The sequence below is a fragment of the Moritella viscosa genome (assembly GCF_900120065.1).
GTDB lineage: Bacteria > Pseudomonadota > Gammaproteobacteria > Enterobacterales > Moritellaceae > Moritella > Moritella viscosa.
Genome location: NZ_FPLG01000053.1, coordinates 11,657 through 30,028 on the forward strand (window position 1 = coordinate 11,657; position 18,372 = coordinate 30,028).

Sequence of the window (18,372 nt, forward strand, 5' to 3'; positions counted from 1 at the left end):
ATTAATCCTTCGGAGGCGGTGGCGCCAATACTTCTCGATTACCGTTATGTCCTGGTGAACTCACAATACCCTGCACTTCCATCTCTTCGACGATACGTGCAGCTCGGTTATAACCGATTTTAAATTTACGTTGTACGCCCGATACTGAACCTCGGCGTGTTTCTGTGACATGGTATACCGCTTGGTCAAATAACTCATCAACATCAGATGAACCTTCTGCGACTTCACCGGGTAATAAAGTATCAGCCGTTGCTTCACCATTTAAAATTTCGTCAATATAATTCGGTTCACCACGTAATTTCCAATCAGCTACAACACGATGGACTTCATGATCGTCAACAAATGCACCATGAACACGAATTGGCACACTGGTACCAGCTGGTTGATACAGCATATCACCCATACCTAATAGTGTCTCAGCACCAGCTTGATCAAGAATGGTACGAGAATCAATTTTACTTGATACTTGAAACGCAATACGCGTTGGAATATTAGCTTTAATTAACCCCGTGATCACATCAACAGAAGGGCGCTGGGTCGCTAAGATTAAATGGATACCGGCAGCACGGGCTTTTTGGGCTATACGTGCTATTAACTCTTCAACTTTCTTACCGACAATCATCATCATGTCGGCAAACTCATCCACGATAACCACAATCGCAGGCAGTTTAATCAAGGCTGGTGCAGTCTCGTCCATACTATCGCCCGGCTTCCATAATGGATCGAGTATTGGCTGACCAGCATCAATAGCTTGTTGTATTTTACTATTAAAGCCAGCGAGGTTACGAACGCCTACCGCTGATAATAATTTATAACGACGTTCCATCTCACCCACACACCAGCGCAACGAATTAGCCGCATCTTTCATATCGGTAACAACTTCAGTTAATAGATGTGGGATACCTTCATACACCGAAAGTTCCAACATTTTAGGATCAATCATGATCATGCGTACTTCTTCTGGCGAGGCCTTATAAAGTAAACTCATAATCATCACGTTCACACCAACCGATTTACCCGAGCCCGTAGTACCCGCAACCAATAGATGTGGCATTTTTGCCAGATCAACTACCACAGAATCACCTGCAATATCATGACCTAATACCATTGAAGTTTTTGATTTAGCTTCCGTAAATGATGGACTCGACATCACATCAGAAAGAAACACGGTTTCTCTATACTTGTTCGGCAGTTCAAGACCAATAACCGATTTTCCTGGGATAACTTCGACAATACGAACACTCATTGCAGATAATGAGCGGGCTAAATCTTTCGATAATGCCGAAATCTTACTGACTTTAATACCTGGTGCTAAATTTAGTTCAAAACGCGTAATAACGGGTCCTGGGTGTACATCGACAACTTGTGCTTTAATATTAAATTCGAGTAATTTTTCTTCGACTAATCGCGCAACATGGTCTAGTTCAGCTTGAGATATCGGATTAATTTTCTTATCAGGCTTATCTAATAACTCTAAACCCGGTAGCAAGGTTAACGGCTTTTCTTTAAATTGCAGCGGGTTCGTTGATACAACTTGGTCACCGACAATTTCAAAACCATTATCAGAGCCATTATTATTAATTTGGAATACTGGCGCTAAAGCAGGCTCATCCAGTTGCAGGTCGGTGCTTTGCTCTACGATAATCGATTCTTCCGCACTTTCGTTATTAAAGCTTTGCGCATGTACATTTTGAGTTTCGATAACACTATTATTGTCATCTTGAATATCATAACTTGCTGAATAATCGTCCTGCATATGCTCATCGAATGCAGATATTGACGGCTCTTGGCGTGGTATAACTTCATCAACAGCCGTGAATGACATATTAGTTGTATCATTATATTCATCGGTCAGTGACTTATCCACTTGCTCAGGCATCACTTTTTCGCTTTCAACCTGAGTATTTACAGGCGGAACACATGTTTGTACAGCTGGAATATGCAGTGTATTTATTTGAGATTCATCCTCAGATACCAAGGTGTCTTTCTTTATTTCCTTTTTCGCAGTGCGATTACTGAGTATTTGCACTTTATCGACAATAAATTGGCAGGCATTTATCACTCCAGCACCAAGCATATCAACAATTGTTAACCAGGATATCCCTGTTAACAGGGTAAAACCAATCGCAACAAAGCTCAGTAAAATAAGTGTTGAACCCAATATACCAAATAACTCACTGATCGCTTGTTCAACGACATCTCCAATTAAACCACCAGATGAAAAGTAATAAAGATCATCAAAATTAACAGATGCCAGTCCACAAACACCGATTAACAGCAATAATGCGCCAATCATACGTAAACCAACAGTAAAGAAGTCTATTTCATCAAGCTGTCTCGGACGCCAAAATATAAACCAAGCCAATGAGACAAATGCGAGTGGTATTGCATAAGCATAAATACCAAAAGTGAAAAATAAAACATCCCCCATCCACGCACCTAATGAGCCCGCAGCATTCTTTACAGGGCCTTCCCAACTTGTTTGGGACCATGATGGATCAGCTGGGTCAAAAGTCACTAATGCAACCATTGCATAGCAAGCAATAAAAGTAGAAAAAATGAATCCAACTTCAAAAACGCGCTGAATACCAGATAATGGGGCAAGATATTTAGAGGGAATAGCTAAATTAAATTTGTTCATCTTGATTTATGACTCTTGAAGGCGACGGTTTACGTTATCTACTATACCCAAGTTACAGCAAGATGCACAATCAGCAAACCGAATGAAGGTAACTTGGGTATATGAGCTATCAACTTTAAATAAATGCTAGAAACAAAACAAGCGGCAATATGCCGCTTGTTGATTATTTATCATTTTATTTGCGTTAATCTAGGATTACGCTAAAAGATTATGTGCTATAAGTTAAATTAACGCGTTTTAATAACTAAACGGTTACTTTGTTTTACTTCTTCCATAACAACATAAGTACGTGTGTCATTAACACCCGGTAAACGTAATAACGTTTCACCAAGTAAACGACGGTAAGCTGACATATCAGATACACGTGTTTTTAATAAATAATCGAAGTCGCCAGATACTAAATGACATTCTTGGATTTCTTCAAGCTCTTGAACTGCTTTATTGAATTGCTCAAATACATCAGCAGCACCACGATTTAAAGTGATTTCAACAAAAACAAGCAATGAAGCATCCAAAAATTGTGGATTTAGAATTGCGGTATAACCTGTAATATATCCTTGGCGTTCTAAGCGTCGAACACGCTCTAAACACGGCGTAGGGCTTAAACCTACACGTTTCGACAACTCTACATTGGAAATTCGGCCGTCTTTTTGTAATTCATTAAGAATATTACGGTCGATTCGATCTAGTTCCTTCATTGGTCGAGTTTTTACTTCCATCATCATTTCCACCCTTTTACATCCCAGTAAAACTTTGTTTTTCAAATAATCCATTCATTTGAATACGCAATAGTTAGAACTAACTTAAAGTACTAGCTAAATCCTAACCAAGATTATAATAGCCTACAATAATTCAATTTACGAGGCTTATGTTATGTGTTCCCGTCTCTAAAGAAACATAATATTTACAAAGACGTTGCTTACATAACAATAGGCTAACATCGATGTTTTATGTCCCAACCATCAAAATAGACGTTTCGTTGGTTTAAGTAGACATTAACAGAACATTAATTCCATTGAAAGGGGCTATATGCAAAATATATAGCTGAATCGCGGTTTTCACTATTTTTGCATTATTATGCATTTTAAAATTATATTTTTACTCTACTATTTACCCCGCGCCACAAAGTTTTTACAATTGACCTCAATTATTGGTATTAAGGAATCGTAATGAGTAATACAAAACACTGCCGTCTACTTATATTAGGCTCAGGTCCAGCAGGATACACCGCAGCGGTTTATGCTGCTCGTGCAAATCTAAACCCTGTAGTAATCACCGGAATGCAGCAAGGTGGTCAGCTAACCACTACGACTGAAGTTGAAAACTGGCCGGGTGATGCAGAAGGGCTAACGGGTCCTGCATTGATGGAGCGTATGAAAGCACACGCTGAGCGTTTTGAAGCTGAAATCATTTTTGATCATATCAACGATGTTGATTTATCAGTGCGCCCATTTAAATTAAAAGGCAATGATGTTGAGTACACATGCGACGCACTCATCATTTGTACTGGCGCATCAGCGAAATACCTTGGTTTACCTTCAGAAGAAGCATTTAAAGGCCGTGGCGTATCAGCTTGTGCGACCTGTGATGGTTTCTTTTACCGCAATCAAAAAGTGGCTGTTGTTGGTGGTGGTAATACCGCGGTTGAAGAAGCGCTTTATCTATCAAATATAGCTTCTGAAGTGCATTTAATTCACCGTCGTGAAGAATTCCGCAGTGAAAAGATCTTAACTAAGCGCTTACAAGAAAAAGTAGCCAACGGTAATATTACATTGCACCTCAACAAAACACTTGATGAAGTATTAGGTGATGAGATGGGTGTAACCAGTGTCCGTATGCGTGATACACGAACAGACGAAACCAACGACCTTGATGTAATGGGTGCCTTTATCGCTATCGGTCATCAACCAAACACGGATTTATTCACTGATCAATTAACCATGAAAGATGGCTACTTGAAAGTAAATTCAGGCACAGAAGGCTTCGCGACGCAAACAACTATCCCTGGTGTATTTGCGGCTGGTGATGTTTCTGACCACATTTACCGTCAAGCAATTACTTCAGCTGGAACAGGCTGTATGGCTGCATTAGATGCCGAACGTTTTCTTGATGGATTAGGTGATTAATCCGTTTATTCTGCTAAGGTGATACCCAAGGTATCACCTTTTTCAAGCATCCCCCTTTTTCAAGATCCCCCTATATGCCAATCTATTTACCTGAACTTAATCACGACTTAACTTATTTCCCATCAGTCAACACCGCGTTAACTGAACCCGATGGTTTACTTGCTATGGGTGGAGATCTCAGCCCTGAACGGCTTGTGAGTGCGTATCAACAAGGTATCTTCCCTTGGTTTGAAGAAGATCAGCCTATTCTTTGGTGGTCACCGAGTCAACGCATGGTATTAACTCCGGGGGCAATGCACATATCACGTAGCTTACGTAAATCTTATCGTCGCCAAAAATTTAGCCTGTCTATCAACCATGCATTTTCAGAGGTTATTGAATCTTGCGCTGAACCACGTGGCGATTCAAGTGATACTTGGATAACAGATACGATGCAAAATGCGTATTTACAACTGCATGAAATGGGCTTCGCACACTCTATTGAAGTCTGGCAAGACGAGCAATTAGTTGGCGGTTTATATGGCTTATATATTGGCGATATTTTCTGTGGGGAGTCGATGTTTCATACAGTTACCGATGCCTCTAAGATCGCCTTCATCGGTCTACAGCAACATCTGACTAATATTGGCTGTAAATTGATCGACTGCCAATTACATAATGAACACTTGGCTTCATTAGGAGCAACAGAAATTAGCCGTGACACATTTATCAAGCAACTCAATAACCGAACCGTAACCGCAAACCAGCATCTATGGCAGCCTCAGGCGCTTGTATTAGACTTAATAGATAAGGCCAGTAGATAGGAAGCAACAATATGATTAAAGTCGCCTTAACACCATCCATGCCTTGCAGTTACCTTCACGAACAGCAAGAACAAGTTCTTGTTGTCCAAGATGAACAATTACACAACCAAGCAGGTTATGAAGTCCTATTACTCAACGGCTTTCGTCGCAGTGGTAATGACGTATACCGACCACACTGTCAAACGTGCCAAGCTTGCCAATCTATTCGTATAGATAGCCAATTATTTAAACCAAGTAAAAGCCAGAAACGTTTACTCAACAAAAATAAGTACATTGAAATGCGAGTTAGCCATCAGCCAAAATCGGATTATTATCCATTATACGAACGTTACATTAATACCTTACACAGTGATGGCGCTATGTTCCCCGCCAGTCAGTCTCAGTATGATGGTTTTATTTCCAGCGCTTGGTTAACACCCACCTTTCTTGAATTTTACCTTGATGATACCCTTATCGCGGTAGCAGTAACCGATGTGATGCTTAATAGCATGAGCGCCATGTATTGCTTTTATGACCCCGATTATCTACACAACTCCCTAGGTACCTATGCTATTTTACAGCAGCTTTTATTAGCAAAGGCGACAAACAAGCAATGGCTATATTTAGGCTATCAAATTGATCAGTGTAGCAAGATGAATTACAAGGTTAAATTTAACCCACATGAGCGCTTGATGGCTGGAAAGTGGCAGGGCTAATCCAGCCTAAGAGTCAATAATAAAGCGTTTTAAAAATAAATAGTAAATATCTTACCTATAATATATACAGGCAAGCGTAAATCTGGCATCATCTTGCGGTCAAATATAGCTATTATAATTAAATTTTAAGAGGACTCATGGCAAAAGAAGACAGCATTGAACTACAAGGTACAGTTCTAGATACACTTCCTAACACAATGTTTCGTGTTGAATTAGAAAACGGCCACGTTGTTACTGCGCATATCTCAGGTAAAATGCGTAAAAACTACATTCGAATTCTTACTGGTGATAAAGTAACTGTAGCACTAACACCTTACGATTTATCTAAAGGTCGTATCGTCTTCCGTGCCCGTTAATCACGAGGCTCTAAAAAAACCAGCGTAAGGCTGGTTTTTTTAGGTCTACGATTTAATATCTTATACTCCACAACCCGATACCTTATTACAAGCCTATATAGATCAGTCAACATCAACGCGTAAAATTTCTTCTTCCTGCGCTGCTTTTTTATCTCTGAATTGTTGCTTTAACACCGCTTTTTTAAGCATGGCTATTTCGCCATCAGTACCAATTGTAAAGTGCTCAGGTTCAGTATTGAAACGTGACTGATATAGCATCACAGCTTGCAGTGAGCTATCTTTTTGTGCCGGTGTCAATACTACACCGTTTTCCCACTTACCGAGCTCTACCGCCGTTCTAAGCTTTTCATATACTTCAGGGGTCATACTTTCAAGTAACTTATCAACTGACATCTTTACGTCCTTGGTTAATACTCAGGGGGCGTCCCCTGCTAAATAATAAAATATACAACAACCCTACTATAAATACGCACCGATTTAAACTATAACAGCGCTCGCATATTACTCGATTCACATAATCGAACAGAGTTTGCTATAAACAAAAAAGGAAGCCAATTGGCTTCCTTAATAACGTTCTTATTAAACAATCTTAATAAACAATTTACTTATGCAAATTCATGCATCTCGATGCCAGCCATTTTTTGCATTACACGTAATACTTGGCAGCTATAACCAAACTCATTATCATACCAAACGTATAATATAGCGCGATTACCTTCAGCAATTGTTGCTAATGAGTCAACAATGCCAGAGAAACGGCTACCGACCATGTCTGTTGAGACAAGTTCTTTAGACGTACTAAAATCAATTTGATTGTGTAATGGCGAACTTAAAGACATTTCTTGTAAGTAGCTGTTTAGAGATTCTCTTTCAACTTCTTTCTCAAGGTTTAAGTTAATGATTGCCATTGATACGTTTGGTGTTGGTACACGGATTGCGTTACCAGTCAGCTTACCTTTTAATTCAGGTAGTGCTTTTGCTACAGCCGATGCTGCGCCTGTTGACGTTAATACCATGTTCATTGCAGCACCACGGCCACGACGATCACCTTTGTGGAAGTTATCAATCAAATTTTGATCATTGGTATATGAATGCACAGTTTCAACGTGACCGTTTGCAATACCATATCTATCTTGGATTGTTTTCAGTACCGGTGTGATTGCATTCGTTGTACAGCTTGCTGCCGATACAATGTTATCTTCAGATAAAATATCAGTATGGTTAACACCATAAACGATATTTTTAATGTCACCTTTACCAGGGGCTGTGAGTAATACTTTTTCAGTACCCTTAGCTTTTAAGTGAAGACCTAAGCCATCAGTATCACGCCAAATACCCGTGTTATCGACTACAAGTGCATTCTTAATACCATGCGCAGCGTAATCAATTTGATCAGGACCATTTGAATAAAGGATCTTGATGTAAGTACCGTTAGCAATGATTGCATTGTTTTCTTCATCAATATCAATCGTACCATTGAACTGACCATGTACTGAATCACGACGTAATAAAGAAGCACGCTTCTCGATATCGCCAGGACCGCCACGTACAACAATTGCACGTAAACGTAATAAGTTGCTCTCACCCGTTTTATCAACAAGTAAACGCGCAAGTAATCGACCAATGCGGCCAAAGCCATATAAAACAACATCACGTGGTTCAGTCTGGATATCGTTATTTAATGCAGGTGCTAATTCAGCACGTAAGAACGCGTCGATACCAGTAGAATCTTTATTATCAGTCCAATAGCGTACAGCCAAGCGACCGATATCAATTTGAGCATTGCTAATAGGTAATTCGCTGATAATTTGCAGTAATGGGAAAGTTTCAGTGAAACGTAATATACGTCCTTCATGACGTTTCACTACGCGGTGTGCTTTTTGGAGATCAATTGCTGTGGCATTTTGCAATGGGCGACCATAAATTAATACTTCAACGCCTTTATTACGGTACAGCTTTCCTAACAACGGTAGCATAGATTCTGCGAGTTCTTGGCTCTCTTGCCAGTTCAACAAATGACTTTCAGATGGCATCTTTTTTCCCTTTTAATCACAACTACATGTAAGAAACATTAAAACAACAGTCAGTTAACCAACGGCTGGTTTTTAATCAGTTAGATAACGTAATCATACAAAAATAACCGCTAACTTACCAATTAATCATGTGAATTAGGTCTTTTTTTACTTTTTTGCTTTCATTCAAAACACAAAAATTTAACAATGAAATAGTAACGACTTTACTTTTTCCGCTTGCTCACTTTATGACCGAAGCTATGACCCATCAATTCAGCACAACATCGATAGTTTTAGCTACCTAAGTAATTTAAAAGCGGAGTTAGACACAATTACTCAATCTATGGTAGTGTGGCGAAATCACTCGTTTAAACTTATTTTTATGTATCGTATATTCTCTATTAGTCGTTTAATTCCAGTTATTGCTATTACCAGTTTATTGACAGCGTGTGGTGATTCAGGCGGTGTAGTGACTATATGTGAAAATGATGATGCGCTCTGCCAAGATCTGAATTCAGATCCATGGTGCCAAAGAGAAAGAGAAAGTCTTATCAGTGCCCGTTTTAACCTAAAGCAGGATGAGACGGAACAAACACAGTATTCACTATTAACATCCCTCAGTACTTATCAAGAATGTATAAAAATTGCAGCGCTAATCGAGCCAAGAACGCACCCAGAATTAAAAACCCTACGAGTTTCGGCAATGTTAAGTACTTATGATGAATTACTCGCATTAGAAAAACAGACACTTAGCAGCGATAATCCGTATATCCTCAATTACCATTGGGTCACTCATAATAATGAAGCGGCAAAACGACGCTTTATCGCTATATCTAAAAAACAAATCTTTGATGATCCAGTATTGTATTTCGCCATTGCTAATATTTATGGCAACAATACCGGCAAAGTCATCATTAATTTATTAAAAGGTATTCACCTACTCGGTGATGATCCCGAAATGACAACAAAGCTTATATATGGGTTAATCACTGCTTATATGCATCAAAGAAATTATGACCTCGCATATTTATGGTCACATGTGGCTATTATTTTAGAGGTTGAAAATATAAATCTGACGCTATTCACGCACAACAAAATATCGCAAATTAAAAAGACGCGTTTAGAAGTATTAGCAACAAGAATAGCAGAACAAATAAGAGAGCAAGAGTTTACTGACGAGAGCTATAAACACATACTCTCATCAGTCAGGCTTTAGTACGGTAATAAAGGCTAGCCCATTATAGTGATAACGGTTGAATACCACGCCCTTCTAAATAAGCAGTTAACTCGATAGGCAGCGCATTATCCGTTTGATAATAACAAGCACAAACATGACGTTCGCAGCTTAATAAGATAATACTCAATAATTCATTAAACTCATGATTCTGCCATATTCCAGCGTCACCAAGCGTTAGCCATTGCTGCATAATTGATAATGGCTGATTAATCACTAACCCTGCTGACTGTACAGTTGTAAAATCAATAAGCGCACGAAACGCCGCATAGTTATCTTGGCGAAGTTGATAGCTGTTAATACCTTTTACAACACCACTGACCAATGCATTATCTAATTCGCAATGCGCAAGTCCATAATCCGCTAATAACCAAGCAGTAAATGAACCCGCGTTCGCGCTATTACTCGAAAAATCAACATCCCGTAATAACGAGGCGCTGTTCTTCTTGTCATTTATCGATACTAATAACCATAAGTAAAAATCATAGCTGTCACGATTGATATCTTGCCATTCAACCGTTTGTGTTTCTTGTCGAGAAGCAGTCACACCACCATTAACATGCGCAGCTAAATATTGTGCTAAATGTGTTTGATATAGCGCAGCTGTTTCCCTCACGTTTGTTAGCGTAATTGCAAATTCTTCTTGCTCTTTCTCAACATTAAAATGACGTTGCAATTGCGCTTGTAAAGACTGTTCAGCGTCAGCGTTATCAGTAACGGCTGACACAGTAGACAGTGCACGTGCGTACAATTGATTCAGTAATGTATCAGTTGTCGGTAATGCCGTCACAGTTGTGGGTTTCGCTGCAGTGACATTAACAGATGCTAATGTCGCAGGTGGATTAAACACCCAAGTTTCACCTAACGGTTCTTCACTACCTTGGTCAAGAATAACCAATTGATAAGCACCAACAGCAAGCGGCTGCTCTAGACTCATTTGATAGCTTTGCATTTCCATATCATGCAAATGATAAATACCATTTAACGACCATTCGATAGGTGTAAATTCACCTGTCTCAATGACAGCTTGATTTGCTCTTATTTCCCAGATCAAATCTTCAGTTACAAACTCAATAGGCAGATGCAGATCAAATTGAATCATCGCCGATTCATCCGCTATGATCACAGGTGGTAATGCGTGTAACCAAAACTGCTTAATTTCTTCTTCCAGTTTTACGTCTAATTCGTCTGTAAAACCAAAATCAGCCAATGCTTGAGTAATTAGCGTTGCTGGTAACGCTTGTTCTTCGCCATTGGCGTTTAATTCGGTACAGCTAAGACCAATCATTTGGCCTAATTGCAGAATGTGTTGTGCTGTCATTTGACACCTTAAATAGTAAACCTAGCACCATTATACGCTATCAATATTAAGATGCGAGAATACTCCGTATAACAATAATTCGGTTTAATTGGTTTTTATCTACGCTTGTCTATACTCCACTAAAGTGAATATTTGTATTATTCAAACAAATACAGCTTAATTTTATCTATATGTTTAAAAAACAATGAAAATAAGACACTTAGTCAGAACTCTTCACGGTTACAAATGAAACCAAATAACACTTCAGGGAAATATCCATGCCAGTAAAGCCGTCTATTATCTCAATTTGTGATCTAGATTATTTATTTTTTGTAATAAATAGTACAAAAAAACATACAAAATTGACACAAATCAGTTAATTTTCGTAAATTTGCAACATTTTGTGATTCAACGCATAAATCTTGGTATTTATTCTTGTCTTTCCATCAAAATCTTGTAAATTTACAACCAAGCAAGATTATTAATTCAAACTTACATTTAATGGATACAAGTTATGACAATTAAAGTAGCAATCAATGGTTATGGTCGAATCGGCAGAAACGTACTTCGTGCATTCTACGAAGGTGGTAAAGAGCAAGATCTAGAAATCGTTGCAATCAACGATCTAGGTGATTCAAAAATCAATGCTCACCTAACTAAATATGATACTGCACATGGTCGTTTCCCTGGTACTGTTGATTTTGATGCTGAAGCACTAATCATCAACGGTGACCGTATCAAGACTTTTTCAGAACGCAATCCAAAAGACTTACCTTGGGGTGAGTTAGGTGTTGATGTAGTACTAGAATGTACTGGTATCTTCGCTAGTAAGGAAGCTTGTCAAGCACACCTTGACGGCGGCGCTAAGAAAGTTCTTATCTCTGCTCCTGGTAAAAACGTTGATGCTACAATCGTTTATGGTGTTAACCAAGACGTATTAACAGCTGACATGACAGTTGTTTCAAACGCTTCTTGTACTACTAACTGTCTAGCTCCAATTGCTAAAATCTTAAATGACAACGTTGGTATTGTTAACGGCATGATGACTACAATCCATGCTTATACAAATGACCAACGTCTATCTGATGTATATCACTCAGATCTATATCGTGCTCGTGCTGCGGCAATGAACATGATCCCAACAAGCACGGGTGCTGCTGCTGCTGTTGGTTTAGTAGTTCCTGAACTACAAGGCAAATTCCAAGGTATGGCGGTACGTGTACCAACTATCAACGTATCTCTAGTTGACCTTACTTTCGAAGCTGGCCGTGATACTTCTGCTGAAGAAATCAACCAACTTATCACTGATGCAGTAGCTGCGGATCCAATCCTAGCGCGTGCACTAGCTGTAAACAACGAACCTCTAGTTTCTATCGACTTCAACCACGATGCACACACATCTAACTTTGATGCGACTCAAACTAAAGTTCAAGGTAAACTTGTTAAAGTTATGTCTTGGTATGACAATGAGTGGGGCTTCTCTAACCGTATGTTAGATAACGCTATCCTACTGATGAGCGCTAAATAATTAAACTTGATTTATAATTCAAAGTTAATTGGATTATAATTTTAAAGGCGGCCACAGGGTCGCCTTTTCTATTTTGGGGATTTTATGTCATATCACGATACAATCACGGATCAAATACAGTTAGCCAAACACATTAGTCTTATCACAAGTAATGGTCTTAAGTATCTTCATATTGCTCACCCAAAAGCACATGCAAGTATCAGCCTGTTTGGCGCACAATTATTAAGCTTCACGCCGACCAATTCTGCCCCTGTAATTTGGATGAGTGATGACGCTATCTTTAATGGTGTAAAAGCCATTCGTGGTGGCGTGCCTATATGCTGGCCTTGGTTTGGTCCAGCAAAGGACAGCCCGACAGTACAGCCTCTTGCACAAACTCAAGATTTCCCCTCTCACGGTTTTGCTCGAAATAATCATTGGCAATTACTTGAGAGCCAAAGCAATGATGATGCCTGCCATATCCGTTTACAACTAAAAGAAAGTCCTGAAAGCAAACGATTATGGCCACATAGCTTTAACCTTATTGCTGAGTTTATTATCAGTGATACATTAACGATAAACCTCACCACCCATAACACGGGTAATGACAATTTTGATTATGGTGGTGCATTACACAGCTATTTCCAAATTTCAAAACCTGATGCAGTCTCCGTTGATGGGCTAGATCATGATGCTAAAACGACTCGCACATTGGATGGCGAAATTGATATAGTCTGTAAAAATCCAAGTTCAATCATTACACTCAATGATAAACAACATCAACATCAGATCAAGATCAAGAACGAAGGTAACAATGCAATGGTTGTTTGGAACCCTTGGGAAGTCGGTGCAAAAGCATTTGTGGACATGCCTAATGATGGTTATCAAACCATGTTTTGTTTAGAGCCGGCAATTATAGGTAAAAATGCGGTGACAGTAGCGGCTGGATCCAGTCATACACTGACCACTATTTTAAGTGTAACGCCAGCATAAATACAATTTCAAGATGAGCTGATAATACATAGTTTTGTGCCCATCTTGAAATAACTTGGGCATAACGACACGATTAACGTTGTGCTAACGGTGTATCAATACTTTCATCAACTAATGTGCGAGCAGCAAAAATTAGATTATCCACTTGCTGAGAAATACTGTATTTACTCATATCCTGCCCTGTTAATAAACGTCCTAACTCTGTAAGTTGATTGCGTAAATGTTCGTCATTACGTACTTTTTCTTTGTCTCGTTGTGATAATTTCGATGCGACCGCATCTTTTATACCATTCACCTGTGATTGAAAGTCCAATGAAGTTAGGTTTTCCGTGCCTAAATAGCTATTTAACGAACTTAAATGGTCACGGTAATTTATCACAACCCGTTCAGCCGATGTTTCAATTCTCGACTTAACCCAAGTCACTTCTTTCGCAATACTGTCTGCTTGCTTTATTTTATTGTGACTCACCGTTAGCTGTTGTTGAATCGCTGTATTATTACGTGGATCTGTTTCAATTAACCGCTCTAAACTATATAAACTATTCAATGCTCGATTATAGCTTTCAGGAATTATTTCCTGATCAAGTGAATTAAATTCAGACGTTGGTAAACGTAATACTTTACGTTTTATTATATCAATTTCAAGCGCCTTATAATCACGCTCTAATTTGGTTTTTTGATGCTCCAAACCTAATCCCGAACCTCTATTTTCAATGAGGCTAGCAAACTGAATAGTCAAATCTCGTAATTTTCTAAGGCGTGCTTCAAAACCATTCATATCGACATGATGGATAAATTCATCATGGTCACGGATCGTTGATAGCAATGGTGCTGTAATAAGTTTAGCCTGAAACGCTTTATTCATACTCTGAACAAATAGCTCTGATTCAGTTTCTATATCTTCACTACCCGAATTAGAAAACCAACCACCGTTATTAGGCGTATAGCTTTCATACATTTTCAATAATTTTTCACGTTTTTTAACGGCTATTTTAAAATGAACCGGTGAATAATAAGCAAGCTCTTGTTTAATACCACGTTGATATAAAATCTCTACCGCATTCATAGCAGCATTTACTGCATTCATTTCTTCGAGCGCAGCTTCTGACATAACAAAGCTATCAGCACTATTAGTAAAATCGGCCATAGACGCACAGCCAGAAAACATACTTGTCGCCAATAAAACAGCAGAGAGTTTTAGCGATAATTTAAATTGTCGTTTAATTGGTAATGTAATAGGCATGAACATCTTCCTTTTGTTCGAGACAGACTTGAATTGCAACAACAGCATACGCTGCCGATATCAAAAAATGCGCCTAAAAAAAGAGAAATGCGACAACGCGTTATAAAATAGCACTTAGCTAAACACTAAAGAAGGAGAAGGTATGAGCGGCATATTATTAACAACTAATGCTACTCATACTTAATAATGACTAAGCTAAAGCGCCTAATAACGCTTTAATTGGATGGTTCAATCGTACTTCATCAACCCGTTTAACCTGACTACGACAAGAATACCCCGTCGCTAAGCAACGCGAAGAGTCTCGTTGCGCCAAAGCATGCTTCCAACTTTGCCCATAAATTGATTTTGATGCTGCCACATTCTTGGCATCATGCCCATAACTTCCAGCCATGCCACAGCAGCCTGTCGCCACAGTCTCTAATGCTAGACCAAAGCCATCAAATACACGTTGCCACTCTTGCTCAGCCGTTGGTTTATTGGTTTTTTCAGTACAATGGGCGAATAAGTAATAAGGTTGAGCATCACTTGTTTCGCGCTTAATTAACTCGTTCAAACTCGCTTGTACCTTATCGTTCAATAACCACTCTTGAATAAGCTGAACAGAGAAGTCTCCACGTTTATCCGCCAGTGCTTGTTTGTATTCATCACGATAACAAAGCACCAATGCGGGCTCTAAACCTATCAGTGGAATACCTAAAACGTGTAGTGAATTTAAAAAATCAGCGGCCGTTTGTGCTGTTTTCGCAAACTTAGCCAAAAAACCTTTCACATGTTGCGGTTTACCATTTGGTTTGAACGGTAATATAATCGGTTTCAAGCCCAGTTTTTCAACTAGGTTAACCAGTGATTCTACTAATTCGGCTTCATAAAAACTGGTAAACGGATCTTGTACAATTAAGACATGTTGCGCTTTATCTTCCGCGCTTAATCGCTGTAAAAATGCTAAATCAAAACTTTGCGCATAATGTCCACGTAATGACTCCGATAATGTTGGTGCACTTAATAACGGAATATCAACCATGCCGATTGTATGTTTTGCTGCGCTCTGCACCCAATCTTGCCCTAACCAAAAATTAAAGAAGTTCGGCATCTTCGCCATCATTGGAGTGTAACTTTCTGAATATCCAACTGCAAAATCTTTAACGGGACGCATATAGCGGCTGTGGTATTGATCTATAAATCGTGATCTAAACTCAGGTACATCCACTTTTACAGGGCATTGAACGGTACATGCTTTACATGCCAAGCAGCCTTGCATCGCGTCCATAACTTCATGTGAAAAATCATAACTACCACGCGCTTTGTTCCAGCTATTTTTTAAACGCATGGTAAACGTCGCAACACCATTCTTCTGTACTGTTAATTGCTGACCTAGTTCTTGCTCATTCATGTCATGACAAGACAATTGACGTAACCATTCGCGCATTAAACCAGCACGGCCTTTTGGCGAATGACGACGATCGCCAGTATGCTTAAAGGAAGGACACATAGGACTTTTGGTATCATAGTTAAAACATAAACCATTACCGTTACAATCAATGGATTTTGTGAAACTTTCACGGATTGAAATGGGTATTTGTCGATCAAAAGCACCGCGCTTTTTCGCATCAACAGAAACAAGCTTTGCATCGCTATTAATTGGCGTACATATTTTACCTGGATTTAAACGATTATCAGGGTCGAACGCGGCTTTAATCTTACGTAATTCAGTAAACAATTCATCACCGAAGAATTCTGGACCGTACTCAGAACGAAAACCTCTGCCATGTTCACCCCACATCAGCCCTCTATATTTCGCCGTTAGAGCCACTACTTTATCTGATATTTCACGTAGGGTAACTTCTTGCTGAGGATCAAGCATATCGAGTGCTGGACGTACATGTAAAACGCCCGCATCAACATGCCCAAACATGCCGTAATGAAGGTTATAGCTATCTAGTAAGGCTCTGAACTCAACAATATAGTCTGCAAGATTTTCAGGAGGCACGGCGGTATCTTCAGCAAACGCGAGCGGTTTAGCTTGACCTTTTGTTGCCCCGAGCAAACCAACCGCTTTTTTACGCATACCGTATATTTTCAATACATCGCTTAACTGATCACAGACTTGATAGCCAATAACACCCGCTTCGCCCGCAGCCATCAGACGGTCAAGTTCAGCCGTTAAATAGTCTATTTTTTGTTGCTGGATATCACCATCATCTTCGGCAAACTCTACAAAGTTAATACCTTGCATGTCTTTATTGGGTATATCAGTGATCAGTGATTTGACTGAATGCCAAACGATGTCTTGCTTGGCTAAATTTAATACAACCGAATCAACAGTTTCTACCGACAATGCATTGGCTTTAATTAAAAATGGTGCATTACGTAGGGCAGAGTCAAAGCTGTCATATTTTACATTGACCAAACAGCGATATTTTGGAATGGGTGTTAAATTAAGTTTCGCTTCGCTAATAAATGCAAGTGACCCTTCAGAGCCACACAAGATCCGCCCTAAATCAAATTCATCCGTGCTTTTATCATAAAGGTGGACTAAATCATAGCCAGTAAGAAAACGGTTTAATGGCGGAAAGGTATCTGCAATTTTTTGCTTTTTATGCGTAATCGTATCGATAACTTGGTGGCAAACCTTACCCAAATAATTATTATTCTGAGCTTGGTCCTGCACTTGTTCAGCAGACTGGCTTGTCGTCACCAATTCGGTGCCATCCATTAATACAGCCGAAACAGACAGTACATGGTCACTGGTTTTGCCGTATTTTAATGACCCTTGGCCAGAAGCATCCGTATTAATCATGCCACCAATAGTCGCGCGATTACTGGTTGACAAATCAGGAGAGAAAAAGAAACCATAGGGCTTAAGAAATTCGTTCAGTTGATCTTTAACAACACCAGTTTGAACTTGTACCCAACCCTCTTCAACATTGATATCAATAATATTATTCATATGTCGAGACATATCAACAATAATACCGTCAGTGAGTGACTGACCATTTGTACCTGTACCACCACCGCGTGGAGAGAAGGTAATCGTTTTGAATTCGGCCTGTAATGACAACGTCGTCATGATAACTAAATCTTGATGATTACGAGGTAATATTACGGCTTGTGGCAATAACTGATAAATGCTGTTATCTGTCGCAACTGCTAATCGACTTGCATACGACTTTTCGATATCACCACTAAATTTACTTTGCGCTAACGCTGCCAAAAAAGCGAGATATTCTGATTTTACTGCATCCTGATAACTTAATACGGGGATCATCATCCATTCCCTTGTGACAATTTTCAACTAAATGCATTGTAACATGAGTGAATTGATTACTCTCCCATAGATAAAGGCTAAATTTATCTCTCTTATAACGACTCTCCATTAGGCAAGGTATTCACCTAAAATGAACGATTTTAATGCCAATATACGTTTTGTATAACATAATAGTAACATCAACTATTGTTTAGCTT

At 39.2% G+C, this 18,372-nt stretch carries 14 protein-coding genes; 7 read left to right on the top strand and 7 right to left on the bottom strand.

Annotated elements, in window-relative coordinates; all coding sequences use genetic code 11:
* Nucleotide 1: 1 nt before the first annotated feature.
* Together BT797_RS08390 and lrp are read right to left on the bottom strand one after the other, a co-directional pair.
* Nucleotides 2–2,641 (bottom strand): DNA translocase FtsK, encoded by a 2,640-nt coding sequence (locus BT797_RS08390; RefSeq protein WP_045111387.1) that lies wholly within the window; start codon nt 2,639–2,641, stop codon nt 2–4.
* A gap of 227 nt (nt 2,642–2,868) precedes the next feature.
* Nucleotides 2,869–3,363, bottom strand: coding sequence for a leucine-responsive transcriptional regulator Lrp (lrp, locus tag BT797_RS08395; RefSeq protein ID WP_019440948.1), 495 nt, complete (start codon nt 3,361–3,363; stop codon nt 2,869–2,871).
* 447 nt (nt 3,364–3,810) lie between these two features.
* On the opposite strand from lrp, the gene trxB reads away from it, so the two are divergent.
* From trxB to infA, 4 genes are all read left to right on the top strand, one after another.
* A complete protein-coding gene (gene trxB / locus BT797_RS08400) occupies nt 3,811–4,767 on the top strand; it encodes a thioredoxin-disulfide reductase (protein ID WP_075471647.1) in 957 nt (318 codons plus the stop codon).
* A gap of 74 nt (nt 4,768–4,841) precedes the next feature.
* Nucleotides 4,842–5,570 (top strand): leucyl/phenylalanyl-tRNA--protein transferase, encoded by a 729-nt coding sequence (aat, locus tag BT797_RS08405; protein WP_045111389.1) that lies wholly within the window; start codon nt 4,842–4,844, stop codon nt 5,568–5,570.
* Nucleotides 5,571–5,581: 11 nt separating this feature from the next.
* Nucleotides 5,582–6,265 carry an arginyltransferase gene (locus tag BT797_RS08410; RefSeq protein WP_045111390.1) on the top strand — a complete coding sequence of 228 codons (684 nt, stop codon included), beginning with the start codon at nt 5,582–5,584 and terminating at the stop codon, nt 6,263–6,265.
* 137 nt (nt 6,266–6,402) lie between these two features.
* The gene (gene infA / locus BT797_RS08415; protein WP_006032603.1) at nt 6,403–6,621 is read left to right on the top strand and encodes a translation initiation factor IF-1; all 219 of its coding nucleotides are present in this window, start codon (nt 6,403–6,405) and stop codon (nt 6,619–6,621) included.
* A 102-nt stretch (nt 6,622–6,723) separates the two neighbouring features.
* Here the strand turns inward: infA and BT797_RS08420 are convergent, their stop codons facing one another.
* Together BT797_RS08420 and BT797_RS08425 are read right to left on the bottom strand one after the other, a co-directional pair.
* Nucleotides 6,724–7,014: a YeaC family protein gene (locus BT797_RS08420; RefSeq protein WP_045111391.1), complete on the bottom strand. Its 291-nt coding sequence runs from the start codon at nt 7,012–7,014 to the stop codon at nt 6,724–6,726.
* A 212-nt stretch (nt 7,015–7,226) separates the two neighbouring features.
* Nucleotides 7,227–8,654: a glyceraldehyde-3-phosphate dehydrogenase gene (locus BT797_RS08425; RefSeq protein WP_045111392.1), complete on the bottom strand. Its 1,428-nt coding sequence runs from the start codon at nt 8,652–8,654 to the stop codon at nt 7,227–7,229.
* A 361-nt stretch (nt 8,655–9,015) separates the two neighbouring features.
* Here BT797_RS08425 and BT797_RS08430 point away from each other — a divergent pair, with 361 nt between their 5' ends.
* The gene (locus BT797_RS08430; RefSeq protein ID WP_045111393.1) at nt 9,016–9,849 is read left to right on the top strand and encodes a DUF2989 domain-containing protein; all 834 of its coding nucleotides are present in this window, start codon (nt 9,016–9,018) and stop codon (nt 9,847–9,849) included.
* A gap of 22 nt (nt 9,850–9,871) precedes the next feature.
* Here BT797_RS08430 and BT797_RS08435 read toward each other — a convergent pair whose 3' ends face one another.
* Nucleotides 9,872–11,188, bottom strand: coding sequence for a hypothetical protein (locus BT797_RS08435; RefSeq protein ID WP_075471649.1), 1,317 nt, complete (start codon nt 11,186–11,188; stop codon nt 9,872–9,874).
* Between the two features lie 493 nt (nt 11,189–11,681).
* On the opposite strand from BT797_RS08435, the gene gap reads away from it, so the two are divergent.
* Both gap and BT797_RS08445 read left to right on the top strand, forming a co-directional pair.
* The gene (gene gap / locus BT797_RS08440; RefSeq protein ID WP_045111395.1) at nt 11,682–12,695 is read left to right on the top strand and encodes a type I glyceraldehyde-3-phosphate dehydrogenase; all 1,014 of its coding nucleotides are present in this window, start codon (nt 11,682–11,684) and stop codon (nt 12,693–12,695) included.
* An 84-nt stretch (nt 12,696–12,779) separates the two neighbouring features.
* Nucleotides 12,780–13,667, top strand: a complete 888-nt coding sequence (locus BT797_RS08445; protein ID WP_045111396.1) for a D-hexose-6-phosphate mutarotase — start codon at nt 12,780–12,782, stop codon at nt 13,665–13,667.
* Nucleotides 13,668–13,740: 73 nt separating this feature from the next.
* On the opposite strand, the gene BT797_RS08450 is transcribed toward BT797_RS08445, so the two are convergent.
* Both BT797_RS08450 and ydiJ read right to left on the bottom strand, forming a co-directional pair.
* Nucleotides 13,741–14,910 carry a hypothetical protein gene (locus BT797_RS08450; protein WP_244534152.1) on the bottom strand — a complete coding sequence of 390 codons (1,170 nt, stop codon included), beginning with the start codon at nt 14,908–14,910 and terminating at the stop codon, nt 13,741–13,743.
* A 190-nt stretch (nt 14,911–15,100) separates the two neighbouring features.
* Nucleotides 15,101–18,175 (bottom strand): D-2-hydroxyglutarate dehydrogenase YdiJ, encoded by a 3,075-nt coding sequence (gene ydiJ / locus BT797_RS08455; protein WP_075471651.1) that lies wholly within the window; start codon nt 18,173–18,175, stop codon nt 15,101–15,103.
* Between the last annotated feature and the right edge of the window lie 197 nt (nt 18,176–18,372).